Below are 19855 nucleotides of genomic sequence, written 5' to 3' on the forward strand. Positions count from 1 at the left end.
GCAAAAGTTTTCGAAATCTATCGCCAAGACTTTTGAGAAGTCTTGGTTGCGTTACCAGCGGGCCAGGGGAGGTACAATGACCCGTGTGCCGGGCTGTATACGGGCAGCCAGCCAGTGGAGATCCGCGCGGGAAAAAGCGATACAGCCCTCGGTGGGATAACCGGGGCGCCGCCATTGGTGGATGAAGATTGCCGAGCCTTTCCCGGGAAGCGCATCCGGCCAGTTCCAATCCATGATCAGGACAAGATCATACAAGGGATCGGCCCGGCGCAGCTTTTCGTGACTAAAGCCATAGGGCGTCCGCACATGCTGGTTGTAGCAGCTGTCTTCTGTATCGTCGGACCATAGATCGCCGGGCCCGGCCGGCTTGGCCCACGCTGCCGGAGCAGGCAGCCGGTCGGGGCGGTAGAACATTCCGGCAATTCTATGCACGCCGATGGGAGTTGCGCCGTCGCCTTCGCGTTTGGCGGAGGTCAAGCCGCCTTTGCCGATGCTGCAGGGCAGCACCCGTCCCAAAAAGCGGACACCGCGTGGTGTCAGGACCAGATCGGCCGGCAAAGTCACAGCATATGCCCGGACTTGCGCGCCTTGGTCGCCAGGTAATGCTGGTTGTGGGCGTTTTCCCCAACCTTCAGTGCCACCCGCTCCGCCACCGTAATGCCGGTTTTCTCCATCATTGCGATCTTGTTGGGGTTGTTGGTCAGCAGCCGGACTTGCGAAAAGCCCATCTTCTGCAAAATGGCAGCGCCGAGACGGAAATCGCGTTCGTCATCCTCAAAGCCCAGCCGGTGATTGGCTTCGACGGTGTCAAACCCCTGATCCTGCAAGGAATAGGCCCGCATTTTATTCGCCAGGCCGATCCCGCGGCCCTCTTGGTTCAAGTAGAGCAGCACGCCCGCGCCCTCTTCGCCCATCTGCGCCAGCGCTCCGCGCAGCTGCGGGCCGCAATCGCATTTTAAGGAGCCAAGCACGTCGCCGGTGAAACAGGCGGAGTGCAGCCGTGCCAGCACCGGTTTGGAGCGGTCAGGTCGGCCGATTTCCACTGCATAATGTTCTTCAGCACCATCTTCCGGGCGATAGATATGCAGCCGCCCAGCCTCGGCTGCATCCATCGGCAACCGGGCCGCGGCAACCGGATGCAGCGGGGAGCTTTCGCTGAGTAAAGGTTCAGCAGCAAGCCGCGAAAGGGTGGTGAGGCCGTGAGCCGCGGCAAAACCGGCCGCATCGCTGATGGGCACAAGAGCGGCAGCCGGCAGCAACCGGGCGGATTTCACCAGGGCGATGGCCAGCCGGTGCAGATTGGCGGAACCGCCTCGCAGGCTGGAAAGCGGGCCCTTCATCGGCGTGTTGAGATCGTCCGCAGGATCGGCCAGCGCCTGGATCCACTGCAACCCCTCTGAGGCGGGAACCTCGATGCGGGCGATGTCTTCGTCATAGACCCGGGCCTTCAGCGTTTCCGCCCGCCGTGCGGTCAGCGCCAGAGACAAGCCGCCCAGGGCCCGCATATCTGCGAGGCGCGCCGTGCTCAGCGCCTCCACGCTGATCGCCAGTGCTGCATCCGGGCCATCGGTCAGCACCACTGGCAGCCCCATGCGCAGATCGACCCGGGCACGGGCCAGCAATTCGATCATCGTGGGCATCAGGCTCATACGGGGATTCCGCTGTTATTTTGTAACAAAGGCTCGCTGTCTTTACGCTTAAATGCAACGGATGTGAAACATTTTCCATGCCATGGACACGTCGGCGTGAGAGTTTTGCAGCAAATCTTGCCGGCAGCGTGAAGGATACGCATGTGTGGTCCAGAGAACAGGAGGGCGAGCCGATGGCGCAACTGAAGAAAATTCTGCTGGTTGATGACGATGAGGACCTGCGCGAGGCCTTGAGCGAGCAGCTGGTGATGACCGAAGACTTCGATGTGTTTGAAGCCGAGAACGGTCAGAGCGCCATGGAGCGCGCCAAGGAAGCCCTCTATGACCTGATTATCCTGGATGTCGGCCTGCCGGATACCGATGGCCGCGAGCTGTGCCGCCTGATGCGCAAGCAGGGAGTGAAGGCGCCGATCCTGATGCTGACCGGCCATGACAGCGATGCGGACACCATTCTGGGCTTGGACGCCGGGGCCAATGATTATGTCTCCAAACCGTTTAAATTCCCGGTTCTTCTGGCCCGTATCCGCGCCCAGCTGCGCCAGCACGAGCAGTCCGAAGACGCAGTCTTTGCGCTGGGGCCGTATACTTTCAAACCTTCTATGAAGCTCTTGATCACCGAAGATGACCGCAAGATCCGGCTGACCGAGAAGGAAACCAATATCCTCAAGTTCCTCTACCGCTCCAGCGATGGCGTGGTGCCGCGCGATGTGCTGCTGCATGAGGTCTGGGGTTATAATGCGGGCGTCACTACCCATACGCTGGAAACCCATATCTACCGCCTGCGGCAGAAGATCGAGCCCGATCCGTCGAATGCGCGCCTGCTGGTGACGGAATCAGGCGGATACCGTCTGGTTGCCTGAGCTATTAGGGCAGTTGACGCAGATCAAAGAGGCACCCAAGGCGCATCTTTAGACTGCAGAAGATCCCGCGCATATCCGGGTTACGGTATGCACCTCCCTGTTGGACTTGGCCGGGCCGCGTGCCCGGTCTTTTTTTGCCTGCCGACGGCGTGCACCGTACACAGCCGCCGAAGCCTGGGTCTTTCACGGCGCGGTCCGGGGGCCGTCTTTTATGAGTCGCACTGGACGCGCGGCCGTGATCTGCCCTGCGGGAGCCAGCGGGCTTTTGCAGCCGTTTTGCCAATGCTGGCGAGGAGACTGGAAGGCGCAGGAAATTGAACCAACCCCTGTCTAGGCTTGCAACAATGCCGTTGCCTTGTTTGAATGCCCAAACTGCCGGAGAAAACCAGGAAGCATGATTGCCTACGTCACAGTCGGCGCGGATGACATCGCGCGCGCAAAACGGTTTTATTCGGCCTTCCTGCCGGCCCTCGGATACGAGTTGCAGGAGGGGCCTGCGGGGCTAAGCTATGCCTTGCCTGTTGCCCCTGGCCAGTCTCCTGTTCTGCCTGATTTCTACGTGAAACCGCCCTTTGACGGCGGACCGGCCTCTGCCGGAAACGGGTCCATGGTTGCCTTTGAGGCGAGCAGTCAAAAGCAGGTTTGCGACCTTCACGCAGCCGCGCTCCGCGCAGGCGGTTCCGACGAAGGCCGGCCGGGCTTCCGCGCCTCTTACGGACCTCGGTTCTACGTCGGGTACCTGCGCGATCCCCAAGGCAACAAGATCGCACTTTTCTCCAGCAAACCGAACGAACCGGGGCGGGACGGGTAGCACAGGCTGCACGGGCTGCAGCATGGAACGCGGCCTGCCAAGCTGCGTAAAATCGGCTCTGGCCCTTCCTGGCCCGGACAGGCAGTATCGCGCGGGAACCCGGAACTCAGAATGAGGCGCGCGATGCCATTTACTCTTGCCACCTGGAACATCAACTCTGTCCGCTTGCGGGAGCCGATTGTTCAGAAGCTCTTACAGGAGGAAGGCCCGGATGTGCTGTGCCTGCAGGAGTGCAAGAGCCCGGTGGAAAAGATCCCGATGGAGGGGTTTGCGGCGCTTGGCTATTCCCACATGATCGCCCGCGGGCAGAAAGGCTACAACGGGGTTGCCATCCTGTCGCGGCTGCCGATCGAGGATATCGGCGACAAGGACTTTGCCGGCCTCGGCCACGCGCGCCACGTGGCGGGGCGGCTGGAGAACGGGGTGGTGATCCACAACTTCTATGTGCCGGCGGGCGGCGATGTGCCGGACCGGGAGCAGAATGAGAAGTTCGGTCAGAAGCTCGACTACCTCACCGATATGCGCGACTGGTTCAAGGCGGAGAAGCCGGAAAAAGCGATTCTGGTCGGCGACCTGAACATTGCACCGCGCGAGGATGATGTCTGGGACCACAAGAAGCTGCTGAAAGTGGTGAGCCATACACCCATCGAGGTCGAGCATTTTGCTGACGTGATGGAAGCGGGCGGCTGGTCCGACGTGACCCGGAACGACCTCCCCGACGGCCGCCTTTACAGCTGGTGGAGCTACCGGGCCAAGGATTGGGATGCTGCCGACAAAGGGCGCCGTCTTGACCATGTCTGGGCCACAGCGGACATCCGGAATGCGGCCCACTCCAGCCGGATTTTGCGCGATGCCCGCGGCTGGGAAAAGCCCAGCGACCATGCGCCAGTCTTTGCAACCTTCGATCTGTGACGGCAAGCGGGGGGGCTCCCGCCTGATCCTGGGTCTCCAAAGGCGACCCGTCTCAGTTGGGCATGGCACTGCGCTGGCGCGCAGTGCGGGCACGCCGCGCGTCAGCGCGGCGCGCGGCCCAACGCCGCAAGGGGACTGGCGCAGCCAGGGCCCGCTGCCGGGGGCGGGAGCGTTTCCCCTTAGCGTGTCCAGGCGGCGTAGGCAGGGTGCCGGTCATTCATGTCCTGGTAAAGCCATACCATCCGGTCCACAAACCAGAGCTTGCCGCCCACCATCACTGCAAGCCCGAAAAGAGTGAATCCCGGATCAAGCTGCCAAATACCCAGCAGCCAAGGCAGCGCACCCAGGCCCGAGACCCAGGCCAGCCCTTTGGCCCAGCGGGCATGATGCGCGGGAATGGGCACGTGCCGGCGGTTCAGGAAGACCCGCTCTCCGAAGGTGCCGCGGGAGGCCCAATTGACCGTGCTGGCTGGCGGTCCAAAGGCGCGCGGGTTCCACCAGGTCCAGACCAGAACAAGCGCCACCGGCAGCAGCGCACCCCAGCCCAGCCAGACGCGGGACCAAACAGCCAGCGTCATCAGCGGCAGAACTGTCATCCGGCTGTATACGCTCCAGGGGTTTGCATGCCTCGCCCAGGCGGCCTCATCCATGCGCATCAGCTTCTCGGAGGCTGCAAAAAGATCGAACCGGCGGCGGGTCATGGGCAAACTCCTCTCTTGGTTTCCGGCGCGCAGGATTCCATATAGGGGGCAAGTTCCAAGCGGAGAACAATCTGATGAGCGAAATTCTTGGCAGCGCCGCACCGGCGGGCGATCTGATCAAAGACGTGACCGAAGCCACCTTCATGCAGGACGTTGTGGAAGCGTCGATGCAGGCGCCGGTGATCGTGGATTTCTGGGCGCCCTGGTGCGGCCCTTGCAAGACGCTGGGCCCGATGCTGGAAGCGGCCGTGACCAAGGCCAAAGGCGCGGCGACCATGGCCAAGATCAACGTGGACGAAAACCAGCGGCTGGCCCAAGCGCTGGCGCAGCAGGGGCTGCCGCTGCAGTCGATCCCTACCGTGGTTGCCTTTGTCCAAGGCCGTCCTGTCGATATGTTCCAGGGGGCGCTGCCCGCCTCCGAAATCGATGCTTTCCTTAAGAAGGTGATCGAAGCCGCAGGGGGCTCTGCCGACGGCGGGCTTGGCGAAGCGCTGGAAGCGGCCGAGCAAATGCTGGCCGAAGGGGCCGTTGCGGACGCGGCGCAGACTTTTGCGGCCATTCTCGGTGAAGACGGCAGCAACGCTGCGGCTTATGGCGGGCTGGCACGCGCGCATATTGCGCTGGGCGATTTGGACCAGGCAGAAGCGGTGCTGAACGGCGCTCCGGCGGAGATTGCGGAAGCTGCGGAAATCGAAGCGGCATTTGCGCAGATCGAATTGGCGCGGCAAGCGGAGAATGCAGGCCCGGTTGCGGAACTGCGGGCCGCTGTCGAGGCCAGCCCGGACGACCACCAGGCGCGGTTTGATCTGGCCCAGGCTTTGCATGCGGCGGGCGATGCCGAAGCTGCTGTGGCAGAGCTTCTGGAGCTGTTCCGCCGCGACCGGGAGTGGAGCGATGGCGCCGCCAAGACGCAGCTGTTCACCATTTTCGATGCGCTCAAGCCGAACGATCCGGTGGTTCTGAACGGGCGCCGCAAACTGAGCTCGCTGATATTTGCCTAACACCGGGGCAGCGCTACACTCTGTCCCATGATCCAGGCTGCCGAACTGCCGGACACGATTGCCGTGTTCCCCCTGCCCGGGGCGCTGTTGCTGCCCCGCTCGCGGCTGCCGCTGCATATCTTCGAGCCGCGCTACCTGCAGATGCTGGAAGACACTCTGAAGACGCGGCAGCGGCTGATCGGCATGGTGCAGCCCTTTCCGAACCCGCATGGCGGGGAGGAAGAGCTGCACAGCATCGGTTGCGCCGGGCGGGTCACCCAGTTTTCCGAGACCGAGGACGGACGGTACCTGATCACCCTGTCCGGTGTCTCCCGCTTCCGTATCACCCGCGAGGCCAGCGGCTTCACGCCCTACCGGCGCTGCGACGTCAGCTGGGCGGGGTTCGACCGGGATCTGGGCCGGTCGGAGGCGGATGACACGCTGGACCGGCCGTCGTTTCTGGATCTTCTGGAACGGTTCTTTTCGGCACGCAGCCTTTCGACTGACTGGGAAGCACTGAAAGAAGCCGAGGATGAATTGCTGATCAATTCCCTGGCGATGCTTCTGGAGTTCGACCCCGAGGACAAACAGGCCTTGCTCGAGGCGCCCTGTCTTGCCACAAGACGGGAAACGCTTGTCACTTTGATCGAATTCGCCCTGCGCGGCGGATCTCATGAGGAAACATTGCAATGACCGAACCACAGGCGCCTGTCTTTGACCGGCGGATGCTGGAAGCCTTGGTCTGCCCGCTGACGCAGACGGTGCTGGAGTATGACTCTCAGGCGCAGGAGCTGATTTCCCGGGCGGCCAATGTGGCCTTTCCGATCCGCAATGGTATCCCGGTCATGCTGGTGGACGAAGCCCGCGAACTGGATTGATCCTGCCGCCAGCTTGCGCATTCCGCCTGCCTTGGTGCGGAGCTCCCGCGCCTTCAGGTGCACCGGCTGCGCCGGCACCCCTTGCCAGGCTTGGGCCCGGCGCCGCGCCAAGGCGCGGCGCGGTTGCGCTCTACAGCAACGCTGCGGGTTTCCAAGCGGGATTGCTGTTGCGTCGGAGCTAATTTCCTGTCGTTGAGAGCCTATGTTGTGCTTGCGTTTTGCGCTGCGGCACCGCGCGGCAGCGAGGTGCCGGGCCCAACTGTGCAGGTACATCCCCGGATGTTCCGGAGCAGGCGGGAGGGTCCCGGTGTCAGATCGGGCGGCCTTGCAGAAGCCGTGGCATATCGCCGGTCAGGCCTGCGGCCTCGCGCACAAAGCCGCGGCGCAGGCCGGGGAGTGCGCCCGCCAGCCCCATGCCAATGTCCCGGCCCAGCCGCAGCAGCGGGTTGTCGTTGGAAAACAGCCGGTTGAACACGTCGGTGGCCGCAACCAGAGACGCGGTGTCGAAGCGGCGCCATTGCTGGTAGCGCTCCATCACCAGGAGCGAGCCGATATCTTCACCGCGGCGGGTAGCTCCAGTGATCACTTCGGCAAGCGCTCCGACGTCGCGCAGCCCGGCGTTCAGCCCTTGGCCTGCAATCGGGTGCATCCCATGCGCAGCGTCGCCGATCAGCGCCATGCGGTCACCGATGAAGCTGTTGGCGATGGTCAGGTTCAGCGGGTAGGTGAAGCGTTTGCCTGCCAGGGAGATCTCCCCCAGGAAATCGCCAAACCGCGGGCGGAGGGCCTGGATGTAACCGTCGTCGTCCAATGCATGGATCGCTTTGGCTGTCTCTGTCCGCTCGCTCCACACGATGGAGGAGCGGTTGCCGGGCAGCGGCAGGATCGCCAGCGGCCCCGGCGGCATAAAAAACTGATGCGCGATGCCGTTGTGCGGCTTTTCGTGGTCGATGGCGCAAACCAGTGCTGTCTGGCCGTAATCCCAGCCGGTGCGCTTGATGCCCGCGCGCTGGGCGGTGCCGCTGCGGCGTCCGTCCGAGCCGACCAGAACCTGGCCGCGCAGCTCTCCGCCGTCGTCCAGCGAGACGGTCACACCGGTTGTGTCCGGCGCCTGCGCCACCACAGTGCGGCCTGATACCAGCGTGACGCCGGGCGCATCTTCCATCGCTTGCAGAAAGGCGCGGCGCAGATAGCGGTCCTCGACCATATAACCCATCGGGCCTTCTTCCAGTTCGGCATGGTCGAAATGGATGAAAAAAGGCGACGGCCCCTGGCCCGCATGGCCGTCTGTCACCTTGATCTCCAGCATGGCTTGCGCGTTGTCTCCAACGTGCTGCCACACGCCGATCTGCTGCAGCAGCCGCTGCGAGGCCAGCGCCAGCGCATAGCCGCGCCCGTCAAAGCCTTCGTCAGCAAGTTTGTCCGGGGTGAGCGAGTCGACCACGGTGACGCTGTGCCCGGTCTGCGCCAGGGCCAGGGCAAGGGCAGGGCCGTTCAGCCCGCCGCCCACGATCAGGATATCACACGCATTTTTCATGCCCCGCAATATGCGCCTGCTGGCGGGATTGTCCATGCAGGAAGCGCGGGATTGTGCCTGCGTCCTGCTGCCGCTACCGTCGGCGCCGAAGGTTTAGGAGTGAATGGGCAAATGAAAGACTGGCTGACGATGACCGCCGCTGATCTGGGACGCGGGATTGAGGCGGGTGAAATCAGCCCTGTGGCGCTGACCCGCTGCTATCTGGACGCGATCGATGCCCATCCGCTGAAAGACCGGATTTATACCCAAGTGACCCATGACCGCGCCCTGGCCGAGGCTGCAGCCGCTGAGGCGCGCGCCGGCCTGGGGCTGCGCCGCTCGCTGCTGGACGGCGTACCCATCAGCTGGAAGGACCTGTTCGACAGCGCAGGCACCACAACCGAATCCGGTTCGGACCTTCTCAAGGGCCGGGTGCCGGAGCAGGACGCAACAGTGCTGCGCAATGCGACGCTCATGGGGACTGTTTGCCTCGGCAAGACCCATATGAGCGAGCTGGCCTTCTCCGGCCTTGGCTTCAACCCGGTCAAGGAAACGCCGCCTTGCGTCAATGATCCAGAGGCCGCACCCGGAGGGTCGTCCTCCGGCGCAGCGGCGTCTGTGACCTACGGGCTGGCGGCTGCGGGCATTGGCTCGGACACTGGCGGATCGGTGCGGATCCCGTCGTCCTGGAATGATCTGGTGGGGCTCAAGACCACCTCCGGCCGGATCACCCTGGAAGGCGTGGTGCCGCTGTGCCTGAAGTTCGACACCATCGGCCCGCTGGCGCGCTCCGTCGAGGACGCGGGCCTGCTGCTGGGCGTCTTGGAAGGCACCCCCGGCCCGGATCTGCGCTGCCCGGCTTCACTCAAAGGGCGCCGTTTCGCCGATTTACAGACTGTGGCGCAGAATGATCTGGACCCGAAAATAGCGGCAGCTTACCAGGAAACGCTTCAAAAGCTGAAAGATGCAGGCGCCGAAATCGTGCCGCTGGACGTGCCCGCGCTGGAAGAGGCCATGGGCCTCAGCCCGATTCTCTACACCACCGAAGCCTACGGGCTGTGGAAAGACGTGATCGAAGCTTCGCCGCAGCTGATGTATGCGGAAATCCTGGAACGCTTCCGCTCCGGCGCGCAATTCAGAGGCTCGGACTACGTCGCGGCCTGGGGCAAGCTGGAGCAGTGCCGGATGGCCTGGGATCAGGCCGTGGCCGGGTTTGATGCGGTGCTGAGCCCGGTGTCTCCAATCCTGCCGCCGAACATGGAGCGGTTGCAAAACGATCACGGCTACTATGTCCAATCCAACCTGCTGGCGCTGCGCAACACCCGGATTGGCAATCTGATGGGGCTCTGCGGGCTGTCGCTGCCGACCGGCACCCCTAGCTGCGGCCTGCAGGTGCTGGGCCAGCCGGACTGCGAAGAGGCCCTGCTGCGCATCGGCGCCGCGATCGAGGCGGCCTTGGCCTGAAAGCCACATTTGGCCCATCGGGCCACTCACCGGGTGGACGCATCCGCCCGCCCTCTGTAACCTAAGGCGCAAACGGGGCGCCAATGATCCCGTGACCGAGGCATAAGACATGGATTTTCCTGAGCGGTTTTCGAACCTGCCAGCCTACGCGTTCCCGCGCCTGCGGGCGCTTTTGGACCATCACACCCCTGGCGGGGATGTGGTGCATATGACCATTGGCGAGCCGAAACATGCGTTTCCGGCCTGGGTCACCGATGTCATCACCGAAAACGCGGCCGGGTTTAACCAGTACCCGAACAACGACGGCACCCCCGAACTGCGCGGCGCCATCTCGGACTGGATCAGCCGCCGTTACGGTGTGACGACGGATCCCGAAACCCAAATTATGGCGCTGAACGGCACCCGCGAGGGGCTTTACAATGCCGCCATGGCGCTCTGCCCGGAGCAGAAGAACGGGCAAAAGCCGGTGGTGCTGATCCCGAACCCCTTCTACCAGGTCTATATGGTGGCCACGCTCTCAGTCGCGGCTGAGCCGGTGTTTGTGCCCGCGACCGCTGCGACCGGCCATCTGCCGGACTACGAGAACCTGCCTGAGGATGTGCTGAACCGCACCGCCGTGGCTTATATCTGCTCGCCTGCCAACCCGCAGGGGGCGGTGGCCTCGCGCGATTACTGGACCCGGCTGATCCAGCTGGCGGAAAAGTACGATTTCCGTATCTTCGCGGACGAATGCTATTCCGAGATTTACCGCGATGAGGCGCCTGTGGGTGCGCTGACCGTCGCGCAGGAGCTGGGTGCCGATCCCGAGCGGGTGGTGCTGTTCAACTCGCTGTCCAAACGGTCGAACCTGCCGGGCCTGCGCTCTGGCCTGATCGCCGCCGGCCCTGATACCATCAAACGTGTGAAACAGCTGAGGGCCTATTCCGGCGCACCGCTGCCGGCACCGTTGCAGGCGGCTGCGGCCCGGGTCTGGGCAGATGAGGCACATGTGGTGGAGAACCGTGCGCTCTACCAGGAAAAATACACCATCGCCGACGAGGTCTTTGCTGGCCTCAACGGCTATATGGCACCCCAGGCGGGTTTCTTCCTGTGGCTGCCAGTGGAAAACGGCGAGAAGGCCGCGCTGAAGCTATGGCAAGAGACCGGCGTGCGGGTGCTGCCTGGCGCTTACCTGGCGCAAGGCGAACCGGGACAGAACCCGGGCGAGACATATATCCGGGTGGCGCTGGTCGCACCCTCCGAGGACACCCGCAAGGCGCTGACCACGCTGCGCGGTTGCCTCTACTGAGATTTCGCTGCGCGGCCCAACGAGCAGGGCGGGCCGCACAGCCAAAACCAATAATCGGGCGCACAGACCTGCGGTGAACAGCGGGCAGCGCCGTAAGATACGGAACTGAGGTAGGCATGGCATTTCAAACCCGCAGCCGCGATCCGCTGCTCGACAGCAACATGCAGGCGGCCATTGAAAAGCGCGGCAAGGAATTGATCGGGATCGCCCTGATCCTGGCGGGGCTGGCGGTTGCCGCCATGCTGGGCTCCTACACGCCCGAAGATCCGAACTGGACCGTCTCCACCGACGCGCCGGTGCAAAACTGGCTGGGCCGTCCCGGCGCCTCTGTCTCCTTCATCCTGATTACCCTGTTCGGCAAGGCCAGCTGGGCGCTGCCGCTGTTCCTGTTTGCCTGGGGTGCGCGCTTTGTGCTGCACCGGGGCGAGGACCGGGTGGTCTGGCCGCTGCTTTTGTCGGTGCCGTGGCTGCTGGTGGTGGCCCTGCACATGGAGACCCTGAACGCCAGCAGCAGCTGGCAGCAGAACTATGATTTCGGCCTCGGCGGCATGGTTGGCTATACCTTCCTCGGCGCGCTGCTGGCGCTCTTGCCGGTCAGCCTGCATTTCATGGTCAAAATCATGTCCCTGCTCAGCGCCGCTGGCATGATTGCCCTTGGCTGCGCGGTGCTGGGGTTCACCTGGCCCGAAGTGAAAAAGGGCCTGCACAAGGTGATGATCGGCCTGATCCTGGGCTATGGCGCAGTTGCCGCATTGCTGGGCCGCGGTGCCTCGAACGGCCTGCAGGCGGCCCTCACCTACCGCAAGGAACGCGCAGCCCGCGCCGAGGCCGCTGAAGAGTACACCGATGTGGCAGCCGAGCCGGAGATGTTTGAGGACTATCCGGACGACACCTACGTGGAGGAAGCTGTTCAGCAAGAGACTGAAGCTCCTGCCAAAGGTGGCCTGCTGTCGCGGGTGCCGGGCCTGATCCGCCGCGCCGCGCCTGAAGCTGAGGCTGAAAACCTCTATACCGCAGAAGCGCAGGCATATGAGCCGGAAGACCGTCCCGAAGACGGCGCGTCTCCGGAAGACCGGGTGTCGCAGAAAATCGCCAATGCGGTGCGCATCCGCCGCGCCGCCGAAGTGCCGCCGGAAGAAGACCCCAACCTGCCGCTCACCAAGGGTCGCGGCCAGCGCCCGGCACCGCTGATCTTCAACTCTGTAGCAGCAGACGATGGCCTGCCGCCGGAGCCGCCGCTGACAGCCGCGCAGGTGCCTGCCGCCCCGCTGCCGGAAGAGCCGCCGCTGACCTGGCAGGCACCGGAAGAGGAAACCGATGTGCCCGAAGGCTCGGATTCCGCGGTGCAAACGCGTGCCGATGCCGAAGATTTTGCGGCTGACCATGGCATGATTACCCCGGACCATGTGGCCTCTGAAGCGCTGCCGGATGTTGCTAAACCCGCCACGCCCGTCGATGCTGCACCTGTTCCTCAGGCCGCCGCACCTGCCGCGCCGGGCCCGCGCCTGACGGTTGACCTGCCGGTGGCAGAGCCCCGCAAGGCCGTGGTCGAAAAGCCAGCCCGCAAGGCCGTGCAGCCCTCCGCCCGCGCCAAGGCAGAGGCCCAGCCCAAGCTGGCCTTTGAAGACAGCAGCAGCGATTTCGAACTGCCGCCGCTCAATCTGCTGACCAACCCGATGAGCATCGAGCGCCACCACCTCAGCGATGAGGCGCTGGAGGAAAACGCGCGGATGCTGGAAACCGTGCTGGACGACTATGGCGTCAAGGGTGAGATCGTCTCGGTGCGCCCCGGCCCTGTTGTCACCATGTATGAGCTGGAGCCGGCGCCGGGCCTCAAGGCCTCCCGCGTGATCGGCCTGGCCGACGACATAGCCCGTTCCATGTCGGCGCTGTCCGCGAGGGTCTCTACCGTGCCTGGCCGCACCGTGATCGGTATCGAATTGCCGAACGAGAACCGCGAAAAAGTGGTGCTGCGTGAAATCTTGTCGTCGCGCGACTTTGGCGACGGCAACCACGCACTGCCGCTGGCGCTGGGCAAGGACATCGGCGGCGACGCCATGGTCGCAAACCTCGCCAAGATGCCCCACCTGCTGATCGCCGGTACCACCGGCTCCGGTAAGTCGGTGGCGATCAACACCATGATTCTGTCGCTGCTGTATAAGCTGACGCCGGATGAATGCCGCCTGATCATGATCGACCCCAAGATGCTGGAACTCAGCGTCTATGACGGCATCCCGCATCTGCTGTCGCCGGTTGTGACCGATCCGAAAAAGGCGGTCGTCGCTCTGAAATGGGTGGTCGGCGAGATGGAAGACCGCTACCGCAAGATGTCCAAGATGGGCGTGCGCAACATCGCGGGCTACAATGGCCGGGTGAAGGAAGCACTGGCCAAAGGCGAGCTGTTCTCGCGCACTGTTCAGACCGGGTTCGATGACGACACGGGCGAACCGGTGTTCGAGACCGAAGAATTCGAACCCAAGGCGCTGCCCTATATCGTCGTGATCGTCGACGAGATGGCCGATTTGATGATGGTTGCGGGCAAGGAGATCGAAGCCTGCATCCAGCGTCTGGCGCAGATGGCGCGGGCATCGGGCATCCACCTGATCATGGCCACCCAGCGCCCCTCGGTGGACGTGATCACCGGCACCATCAAAGCCAACTTCCCGACCCGGATTTCCTTCCAAGTGACGTCGAAAGTCGACAGCCGCACCATCTTGGGCGAAATGGGCGCCGAGCAGCTTCTCGGCATGGGCGACATGCTCTATATGGCCGGCGGCGCCAAGATCACACGCTGCCACGGCCCCTTCTGTTCTGATGAAGAGGTCGAGGAGGTGGTGAACCATCTCAAGCAGTTCGGCCCGCCGGACTATGTCGGCAGCGTGCTGGACGGCCCGGATGAGGACAAGGCTGACAATATTGATGCGGTTCTGGGGCTGAATACCGGCGGCAATACCGATACCGAAGACGCTCTTTATGACACCGCAGTTGCCATTGTGATCAAGGACCGCAAATGTTCGACGTCCTACATCCAGCGCAAGCTGGCGATCGGCTATAACAAGGCAGCCCGGCTGGTTGAGCAGATGGAGGACGAGGGCGTTGTCTCGGCTGCTAACCATGTGGGCAAGCGGGAAATTCTTGTTCCCGAACAATAAGCTGACGAAATTCCGCCGATGCCGGGCCCTAGCGGGTCCGGCATCTTCACTTCTGCAGCAGCGTACCTATGTTGAGCTCATGAAACGGATTGCCCTTGCCCTTGCGCTGACCCTAGCTGCCCCCGCTTCCTGGGCGGCCGAGCAACTGAGCCTTAATGAGATCTCCCGCTATCTGAATGGGATCAAGACGGCGTCTTCGCCCTTCACCCAAGTTAATGACGACGGCAGCCTGTCCACCGGCAAGCTTTATATGCACCGGCCGGGGCGGATGCGGTTTGAGTATGATGGCAATGGCGGCGGCACCGTGGTGGCTGGCGGCGGGGCTGTGGTGATCCACGACCCCAAGTCGAACCAGCCGCCGGAAACCTACCCGCTGAAGCGCACGCCGCTGTCGATCATCCTGGCCCGCACTGTTGATCTGGGACGCGCCAATATGGTGGTGGGGCATTCCTTTGACGGCACCTCGACCATCGTGCGGGCGCAGGATCCGGAGCATCCGGATTATGGCAGTATCGAACTGATGTTCACTGGCGATCCGGTGGAGCTGCGCAAATGGGTGATCCACGACAGCGCCGGTGGTCAGACAACCGTTATCCTTGGAGGAATGGAGACCGGCCAGCCGCTGTCCTCCAGCCTGTTCACCACCAGCGGCCGTTCCCGCTAAGGCAAGAGCCGCGGGGCTCCCGCGCCCGCAGGTGCGGCTGCTGACGCAGCCACACCTTGGCGGCCTTGGGCCCGGCGCCGGGCTGATGCCCGGCGCAGCAGCGCTTCTACTGTCTGGCAAGGCGGTACTACTGCTGATGCAGAAGCCGGTTTTCCAGTCCCGCGCGGCCCGCTTAAGAGCGGGACCGCACCGCGCCTTGGCGCGGTGCCCCGCCCAACGGCCGAAGGTCTTTCGCAAGAAAGACCATGCGGCGGGCGGGAGCCTTCCGTTTGCGGGAGATCACCGGAACTTGCGGCACGTCGCGAGCTGGGCCTGGTAGGTCTCAGCGCGGGACTGAACCTGGCCCGCTACCCGCAGCAGCCAGGATTTCGAGCGGTAGCTGCCTCTGGCGTAGCCGGTGTGGCCTTCGTGATAGGCCAGGTACTGATTGCGCGCGTCATAAAGCGGGATGCCGTTCTTCTCGTAGCTTTTGCGCATGTACCAGCCCATGAAATCCGTCGCATCGCTGATCCGGTCGCGCTTGGCACGGCGCCGCCCGGTGTCGCGGCGGTAGTCGTCCCAGGTGCCGTCCAAAGCCTGGCTGTAGCCGTAAGCGCTGGACTGCCGCCCGACCGGGATCACTCCCAGCACAAATTGATGCGGTGTGCGCGCATCGCCACGGAACCGGCTCTCGTGATAGATCGTCGCCATCTGCACATGAACCGGCACACCCCAGCGGCGCTGGGTGGCACGGAAGGCTTTCAGGTATTCCGGCCGCTCCTTGATGATGCTGCATGCATTATCCAGATTGCGCGGCGGCGATTTGTGCCCGCCTCCGCAAGACGCAACCGCCAAGAGGAGAACGAGGGCGCTTATGAGTCTGCTCATTGCCTCTGCCCATTATCTTGTTTTGGCCAAGTTTAGCGGATTGCCAGGCGTGTGGAAATCACAATTCAATAAGCCGGCTCAGCAGCAGCGGCAGCAGCACCGCCGACATCAGGGTGGAAACCACCACCAGACCTGCCACCGCACTGGAATCCGCCTCGAATTTCTCCGCCAGCAGATAGGCGGTCACCGCAACCGGCGTTGCGAGCTGCAGGATCAGTACGCCGGACGCAACAGGATCCAGCCCGAACGCCGCCGCAAGCCCCCAGCCCGCCGCGGCGCAGATCAGGAATTTCACCAGGGAAAACGCAACGGCTGTCCCGGTCTTCCCCGGTGTCAGCCGCGCCACCGCCGTGCCCAGGGTAATCAGCATCAACGGCACCGCCATCTGCCCGGTCAGCTCCAGCGCGTTGGTGAGAAAGCGCGGCGTCTCCCAGTCCTGCCACAGGAACAGCCCGCCCAACAGCGTTGCCCAGACCATCGGCTCGCGAATGGCTTTGCTGCCTGCGCTGCGGCCCGCAACCAGATAGATGCCATAAGTAAAGGACAGGATGGCTGAAACTGCCAGCATGACAACGGCATAGCCCAGCCCAGCCTCGCCAAAGGCAAACAGCGACAGGGGGATGCCCAGGTTCCCGGTATTGCCGAACACAAAGGGCGCCATGTAGGTCTGCCGGTCCAGCCGCCCCAGCCGGCACAGCACCTCGCCCGCAACCGCCAGCAGCAAATGGCCCGCCAGCGCGGCCAGCATAAAGGTGCCGAGCGCGCCCTTGTCCAGGTCGGTCTGCATCAGCGCGGTGAAGATCAGGCAGGGCACCGCCAGCGTCATCGCCAGCCGGGTCACGAACTGGGTGCGGTACTCAAACCCCAGCTTCACCCAGATAAAACCGGCCGCGGCCAGCAAAAACACCGGAGCGGTGATTTCGAGCACTGTCAAAGCAAGGTTCACAGTCTGTTTCCCTGAAAATTTGCGTCAAGAGTTGGACAATCCCTGCGCCTGCGCGCTATTTAAATCAGACGGGGGCTGCAAGACCATGATGAGAACACGAGCAAAATACAATCTTGGACAGGTCGTCCGCCACCGGAAGCACCCCTTCCGCGGGGTGGTGTTCGACGTCGATCCCGAGTTTGCCAATACCGAGGAATGGTACGAGGCCATTCCCGAGGACAGCCGGCCGGTAAAAGACCAGCCGTTCTACCATCTTCTGGCCGAAAACGATCAGACTTACTACGTGGCATATGTCTCGGAGCAGAATCTGGTTGCCGACTACTCGGGTGAGCCTATAGGACACCCGGATGTGCCTGAAATGTTTGGCAATTTCGACGGTGGCGCCTATGCGCTGCACTATCAGCTGAACTGAGCGCCGCACCGTCCCGGCTCCGGTATCAATAGCCGAGCGCACAGCCATCCTTGCGCGGATCGCTGGCGCCTTCCAGCACGTCCGAAACATGGATCCGGACCGCTTGCGCACCGCCCAGAGGTGTGTCCGGGACCTCAATTTTGTGCCCCATGTCTGCCAGCTCCTGGCGCACCGATGCCGCATAACCGCGCTCGACCTTCAGCACGGCGCCATCGGCAAAGCAGCGTGGCGCGTCGATGGCGGACTGAAGATCCATCCCGAAATCGCTAAGGTTCGAAACCAGCCGCGCATGGCCCGTGGGCTGATATCCGCCGCCCATGACGCCAAACGGCATAATCACGCCGCCGTCCTGTTTCAGCATGGCTGGAATGATTGTGTGCATCGGCCGCTTGCCGGGGCCGAACTCGTTCGGATGGCCCTCCTCCAAAGTGAACCCGGCTCCGCGGTTCTGCAGCAGGATGCCGAACTTTTCGGATGCGATGCCGGAGCCAAAGCCGTGGAAAATCGAATAGATCAGCGACACCGCCATGCGGTCCTTGTCCACCACGGTGATATAGACGGTGTCCTTATGCACGGCTTCCGTCAGCGGCGCGGCGGTCGGCATGGCCCGCTTCGGGTCGATCAGGGCGGCCAGATGCTCCGCTGTTTCCGGCGCCAGCATGTGTTCCAGCCGGGCGGTATGCTCCGGGTCGGCCAGAAACCGGTTGCGCGCATCATAGGCAAGCTTGGCCGCCTCTGCTTCGATATGTGCCCGCCCGGCACCAAACGGATCCATGCCGGCGATGTCGAAATGCTTCAGGATATTCAGCAGCAAAAGCGCTGTGGCACCCTGACCGTTGGGTGGATGCTCCACCAGGTCAATGTCCTTGTAGCGTCCCTCCACTGGCTGGGTGGCAAAGCTTCTGGCAGAGGCAAAATCTTCCAGTGTGTGAATGCCGCCCAAGGCTGACAGGGCGCCGGCCATATCCTCGGCCACTTCTCCGGTGTAAAACGCGTCCCGCCCGTCCCGGGCGATGCGGCGCAGGACTTCGGCCTGGCCAGGCGCGCGGAATACATCACCTGCTCGCAGCGGCTGGCCGTCTTGCAAGTAATGCTGCCGGGCTGCGCCTTGCAGTGTCCCGGCGCTGTTCTGCCAGTCAAACGCGGTGCGCGGCGCCACGGGCACGCCTTCTTCGGCATAGTGAATGGAAGGCTGCAGCAGCGCATCCAGCCCTAGCCGCCCTTCGCTTTCGGCCAAGCGGCAGAAGGCGTCAATTGCACATGGAACGGTGACCGCTTCCGGGCGGTCCAGCGGCACCGCTGCCAGCCCTTGCGCCCGCAGTTCTGCTGCGCTGGCGCCTGCCGGGGCGCAGCCGGAGCCGTTTAAGGCCCGGACGCCGCGGCCAGGGCGGGAATAGAGTACAAAGCAATCGCCGCCGATCCCGGTCATTTGCGGCTCGCAAATGCCAAGCAGAACCGCACCTGCCAACGCCGCGTCCATCGCATTGCCGCCGCGTTTCAGGATGTCCACCGCCACGTTTGCCGCCAGCGGATGGGAGGTCGCGCAAAGACCGTTTGCGGCAAAGACTGCAGACCGGCCGGGAAGATGGAAGTCGCGCATAAACCTGCTCCTCGCTGTCAATGCGCTGAGCCTAGGAGCGCGCCCCGGGAAGGCAACTCAAAACTGCCTGAAGGCGGGCAGAACGGCACGTAACAGGAATGGCGGAGGAATTTGAGCGAAATGTCCCCGGTGCCGCGTTCTGGTGGGGGCTAGGACACGCGGCACCAGGGGAAGCTCGTTTCAGCTACAGGTAAGTTTTCGCCTACCTGTTGGGCATTGGCGGGCCAGGATTGCGGCGCCAATGTGGCAAAGCGTTAAAAGTGGAGTAAACGGTAGGCTGGCAGCTTGGCGGCTGCACCGGCCTCAGACTTTGGCTGCGGGGCTGGTCACCTGGATTTCAAAGCACAGCGACAGATTGTTGTTGCCCTCGGTGCGTTCATATTGAACCTGGCTGGCGAGCTCGCGGATCAGGAACCAGCCGAAGCCGCCTTCCGGGAGGTCTTCGGTGGCGACACTGACATCTGCGGGCTTGCCCGCCGGCAGCTCCCCTTCCGGGAAGGGCGCGCCGGCGTCCTGAATGCTGATCCACAGACGTTCCGGATACAGCTCGCCCCGTATCAGCACATCACCCGGGACGGCGCCTTCATAGGCGTGTTCGACGACGTTGTTCACGGCTTCGGTCAAGGCGATCTGCACCTCGTCCACGCGGGTGCCCGGTATCCCCAGGGACCGCAACTGGGTCACGACGGACGAGATGCCGGAGCGGGCATCCAAATTCGTGGCCGTGAACGAGCAGGCAAAGGTTTTTACCATCAAATTCTCGCTTTGCGCCGCCAGCGCATTCGTCTTCAGGAGTTTGCGCCAGCCGGTGCGGTTGCGTCGCTTAGGGTGCCGTAAAGGTCAAAGACCGTGTCCATGCGGGTGAGCCGGAACACTTTTTCCACCATCGGGGTTAGCCCGGCCAGGTCCAGCTTGCGGCTGCCGCCCAGCTGCTTCATCGCGGCGACAATGGCGCCGAGGCCGCTGGAATCGATAAACTGCACGTCGGACAGATCCAGAATGACACGGTCCGGCCCGCTTTCGGTTTCGGTGCGCATGTCTTCCTTGAATTGGATGGCCATGGCGGCGTCGATGCGCTCGGCATTGACTTTGACGATCTGGGCATCGTCCGTCATGGTGGTGGTCAGGCTCATATTTGTCCCCCGGGATGTAACG

The 19855-nt window shown here is 63.3% G+C and carries 20 protein-coding genes; 11 read left to right on the forward strand and 9 right to left on the reverse strand.

Annotated elements, in window-relative coordinates; all coding sequences use genetic code 11:
• Positions 1 to 51 precede the first annotated feature (51 nt).
• Both RA19_RS15520 and ribA read right to left on the reverse strand, forming a co-directional pair.
• Positions 52 to 564: a L,D-transpeptidase family protein gene (locus tag RA19_RS15520; protein ID WP_241479078.1), complete on the reverse strand. Its 513-nt coding sequence runs from the start codon at positions 562 to 564 to the stop codon at positions 52 to 54.
• Positions 561 to 1649 carry a GTP cyclohydrolase II gene (gene ribA / locus RA19_RS15525; protein ID WP_039164197.1) on the reverse strand — a complete coding sequence of 363 codons (1089 nt, stop codon included), beginning with the start codon at positions 1647 to 1649 and terminating at the stop codon, positions 561 to 563. Before ribA ends, RA19_RS15520 begins: the two co-directional genes overlap by 4 nt.
• Before the next feature lie 173 nt (positions 1650 to 1822).
• Between ribA and RA19_RS15530 the strand changes: the two genes are divergently transcribed.
• From RA19_RS15530 to RA19_RS15540, 3 genes are all read left to right on the forward strand, one after another.
• A complete protein-coding gene (locus RA19_RS15530) occupies positions 1823 to 2509 on the forward strand; it encodes a response regulator transcription factor (protein WP_039164198.1) in 687 nt (228 codons plus the stop codon).
• A 394-nt stretch (positions 2510 to 2903) separates the two neighbouring features.
• Positions 2904 to 3320 carry a VOC family protein gene (locus tag RA19_RS15535; RefSeq protein ID WP_039164200.1) on the forward strand — a complete coding sequence of 139 codons (417 nt, stop codon included), beginning with the start codon at positions 2904 to 2906 and terminating at the stop codon, positions 3318 to 3320.
• Positions 3321 to 3443: 123 nt separating this feature from the next.
• Positions 3444 to 4232, forward strand: coding sequence for an exodeoxyribonuclease III (locus tag RA19_RS15540; RefSeq protein ID WP_039164202.1), 789 nt, complete (start codon positions 3444 to 3446; stop codon positions 4230 to 4232).
• A gap of 179 nt (positions 4233 to 4411) precedes the next feature.
• On the opposite strand, the gene RA19_RS15545 is transcribed toward RA19_RS15540, so the two are convergent.
• On the reverse strand, positions 4412 to 4933 hold the full coding sequence (locus RA19_RS15545) for a DUF6653 family protein (protein ID WP_039164204.1): 522 nt from the start codon (positions 4931 to 4933) through the stop codon (positions 4412 to 4414).
• Positions 4934 to 5007: 74 nt separating this feature from the next.
• Here RA19_RS15545 and RA19_RS15550 point away from each other — a divergent pair, with 74 nt between their 5' ends.
• Genes RA19_RS15550 through RA19_RS15560 form a run of 3 tightly spaced genes read left to right on the forward strand, consistent with a single transcriptional unit; the run spans position 5008 to position 6791 of the window.
• Positions 5008 to 5934 carry a tetratricopeptide repeat protein gene (locus tag RA19_RS15550; RefSeq protein WP_039164206.1) on the forward strand — a complete coding sequence of 309 codons (927 nt, stop codon included), beginning with the start codon at positions 5008 to 5010 and terminating at the stop codon, positions 5932 to 5934.
• A gap of 27 nt (positions 5935 to 5961) precedes the next feature.
• On the forward strand, positions 5962 to 6606 hold the full coding sequence (locus RA19_RS15555) for an LON peptidase substrate-binding domain-containing protein (protein ID WP_039164208.1): 645 nt from the start codon (positions 5962 to 5964) through the stop codon (positions 6604 to 6606).
• Positions 6603 to 6791 carry a Trm112 family protein gene (locus RA19_RS15560; protein WP_039164210.1) on the forward strand — a complete coding sequence of 63 codons (189 nt, stop codon included), beginning with the start codon at positions 6603 to 6605 and terminating at the stop codon, positions 6789 to 6791. The genes RA19_RS15555 and RA19_RS15560 overlap by 4 nt, the downstream gene beginning before the upstream one ends.
• Positions 6792 to 7101: 310 nt before the next feature.
• On the opposite strand, the gene RA19_RS15565 is transcribed toward RA19_RS15560, so the two are convergent.
• On the reverse strand, positions 7102 to 8328 hold the full coding sequence (locus RA19_RS15565; protein ID WP_039164213.1) for an FAD-dependent monooxygenase: 1227 nt from the start codon (positions 8326 to 8328) through the stop codon (positions 7102 to 7104).
• Between the two features lie 111 nt (positions 8329 to 8439).
• Here RA19_RS15565 and RA19_RS15570 point away from each other — a divergent pair, with 111 nt between their 5' ends.
• From RA19_RS15570 to RA19_RS15585, 4 genes are all read left to right on the forward strand, one after another.
• Positions 8440 to 9771, forward strand: a complete 1332-nt coding sequence (locus tag RA19_RS15570) for an amidase (RefSeq protein ID WP_039164215.1) — start codon at positions 8440 to 8442, stop codon at positions 9769 to 9771.
• 109 nt (positions 9772 to 9880) lie between these two features.
• The gene (locus RA19_RS15575) at positions 9881 to 11059 is read left to right on the forward strand and encodes an aminotransferase class I/II-fold pyridoxal phosphate-dependent enzyme (protein ID WP_039164216.1); all 1179 of its coding nucleotides are present in this window, start codon (positions 9881 to 9883) and stop codon (positions 11057 to 11059) included.
• Between the two features lie 116 nt (positions 11060 to 11175).
• The gene (locus RA19_RS15580; protein WP_039164218.1) at positions 11176 to 14211 is read left to right on the forward strand and encodes a DNA translocase FtsK; all 3036 of its coding nucleotides are present in this window, start codon (positions 11176 to 11178) and stop codon (positions 14209 to 14211) included.
• 79 nt (positions 14212 to 14290) lie between these two features.
• The gene (locus tag RA19_RS15585; protein WP_039164221.1) at positions 14291 to 14875 is read left to right on the forward strand and encodes a LolA family protein; all 585 of its coding nucleotides are present in this window, start codon (positions 14291 to 14293) and stop codon (positions 14873 to 14875) included.
• A 279-nt stretch (positions 14876 to 15154) separates the two neighbouring features.
• Here RA19_RS15585 and RA19_RS15590 read toward each other — a convergent pair whose 3' ends face one another.
• Both RA19_RS15590 and RA19_RS15595 read right to left on the reverse strand, forming a co-directional pair.
• Positions 15155 to 15742: a transglycosylase SLT domain-containing protein gene (locus RA19_RS15590; protein WP_039164224.1), complete on the reverse strand. Its 588-nt coding sequence runs from the start codon at positions 15740 to 15742 to the stop codon at positions 15155 to 15157.
• 58 nt (positions 15743 to 15800) lie between these two features.
• Positions 15801 to 16688 carry an AEC family transporter gene (locus RA19_RS15595; protein ID WP_039164227.1) on the reverse strand — a complete coding sequence of 296 codons (888 nt, stop codon included), beginning with the start codon at positions 16686 to 16688 and terminating at the stop codon, positions 15801 to 15803.
• An 85-nt stretch (positions 16689 to 16773) separates the two neighbouring features.
• On the opposite strand from RA19_RS15595, the gene hspQ reads away from it, so the two are divergent.
• Positions 16774 to 17100 (forward strand): heat shock protein HspQ, encoded by a 327-nt coding sequence (gene hspQ / locus RA19_RS15600; RefSeq protein WP_039164229.1) that lies wholly within the window; start codon positions 16774 to 16776, stop codon positions 17098 to 17100.
• Between the two features lie 25 nt (positions 17101 to 17125).
• Here hspQ and RA19_RS15605 read toward each other — a convergent pair whose 3' ends face one another.
• From RA19_RS15605 to RA19_RS15615, 3 genes are all read right to left on the reverse strand, one after another.
• Positions 17126 to 18700, reverse strand: coding sequence for a gamma-glutamyltransferase family protein (locus tag RA19_RS15605; RefSeq protein WP_039164230.1), 1575 nt, complete (start codon positions 18698 to 18700; stop codon positions 17126 to 17128).
• Positions 18701 to 19003: 303 nt separating this feature from the next.
• Positions 19004 to 19453: an ATP-binding protein gene (locus tag RA19_RS15610; protein ID WP_039164233.1), complete on the reverse strand. Its 450-nt coding sequence runs from the start codon at positions 19451 to 19453 to the stop codon at positions 19004 to 19006.
• Between the two features lie 35 nt (positions 19454 to 19488).
• A complete protein-coding gene (locus RA19_RS15615) occupies positions 19489 to 19833 on the reverse strand; it encodes an STAS domain-containing protein (protein ID WP_039164235.1) in 345 nt (114 codons plus the stop codon).
• Positions 19834 to 19855 lie beyond the last annotated feature (22 nt).

Origin of the sequence: Leisingera sp. ANG-M1, assembly GCF_000813745.1 — a bacterium.
In the GTDB taxonomy this organism is placed as follows: domain Bacteria; phylum Pseudomonadota; class Alphaproteobacteria; order Rhodobacterales; family Rhodobacteraceae; genus Leisingera.

Coding starts and splice junctions, on each gene's coding strand:
- ribA (WP_039164197.1), bottom strand. CDS start 1,649: ATGAGCCTGATGCCCACGATGATCGAATTGCTGGCCCGTGCCCGGGTC.
- RA19_RS15530 (WP_039164198.1), top strand. CDS start 1,823: ATGGCGCAACTGAAGAAAATTCTGCTGGTTGATGACGATGAGGACCTG.
- RA19_RS15535 (WP_039164200.1), top strand. CDS start 2,904: ATGATTGCCTACGTCACAGTCGGCGCGGATGACATCGCGCGCGCAAAA.
- RA19_RS15540 (WP_039164202.1), top strand. CDS start 3,444: ATGCCATTTACTCTTGCCACCTGGAACATCAACTCTGTCCGCTTGCGG.
- RA19_RS15545 (WP_039164204.1), bottom strand. CDS start 4,933: ATGACCCGCCGCCGGTTCGATCTTTTTGCAGCCTCCGAGAAGCTGATG.
- RA19_RS15550 (WP_039164206.1), top strand. CDS start 5,008: ATGAGCGAAATTCTTGGCAGCGCCGCACCGGCGGGCGATCTGATCAAA.
- RA19_RS15555 (WP_039164208.1), top strand. CDS start 5,962: ATGATCCAGGCTGCCGAACTGCCGGACACGATTGCCGTGTTCCCCCTG.
- RA19_RS15560 (WP_039164210.1), top strand. CDS start 6,603: ATGACCGAACCACAGGCGCCTGTCTTTGACCGGCGGATGCTGGAAGCC.
- RA19_RS15565 (WP_039164213.1), bottom strand. CDS start 8,328: ATGAAAAATGCGTGTGATATCCTGATCGTGGGCGGCGGGCTGAACGGC.
- RA19_RS15570 (WP_039164215.1), top strand. CDS start 8,440: ATGAAAGACTGGCTGACGATGACCGCCGCTGATCTGGGACGCGGGATT.
- RA19_RS15575 (WP_039164216.1), top strand. CDS start 9,881: ATGGATTTTCCTGAGCGGTTTTCGAACCTGCCAGCCTACGCGTTCCCG.
- RA19_RS15580 (WP_039164218.1), top strand. CDS start 11,176: ATGGCATTTCAAACCCGCAGCCGCGATCCGCTGCTCGACAGCAACATG.
- RA19_RS15585 (WP_039164221.1), top strand. CDS start 14,291: ATGAAACGGATTGCCCTTGCCCTTGCGCTGACCCTAGCTGCCCCCGCT.
- RA19_RS15590 (WP_039164224.1), bottom strand. CDS start 15,742: ATGAGCAGACTCATAAGCGCCCTCGTTCTCCTCTTGGCGGTTGCGTCT.
- hspQ (WP_039164229.1), top strand. CDS start 16,774: ATGATGAGAACACGAGCAAAATACAATCTTGGACAGGTCGTCCGCCAC.
- RA19_RS15605 (WP_039164230.1), bottom strand. CDS start 18,700: ATGCGCGACTTCCATCTTCCCGGCCGGTCTGCAGTCTTTGCCGCAAAC.
- RA19_RS15610 (WP_039164233.1), bottom strand. CDS start 19,453: ATGGTAAAAACCTTTGCCTGCTCGTTCACGGCCACGAATTTGGATGCC.
- RA19_RS15615 (WP_039164235.1), bottom strand. CDS start 19,833: ATGAGCCTGACCACCACCATGACGGACGATGCCCAGATCGTCAAAGTC.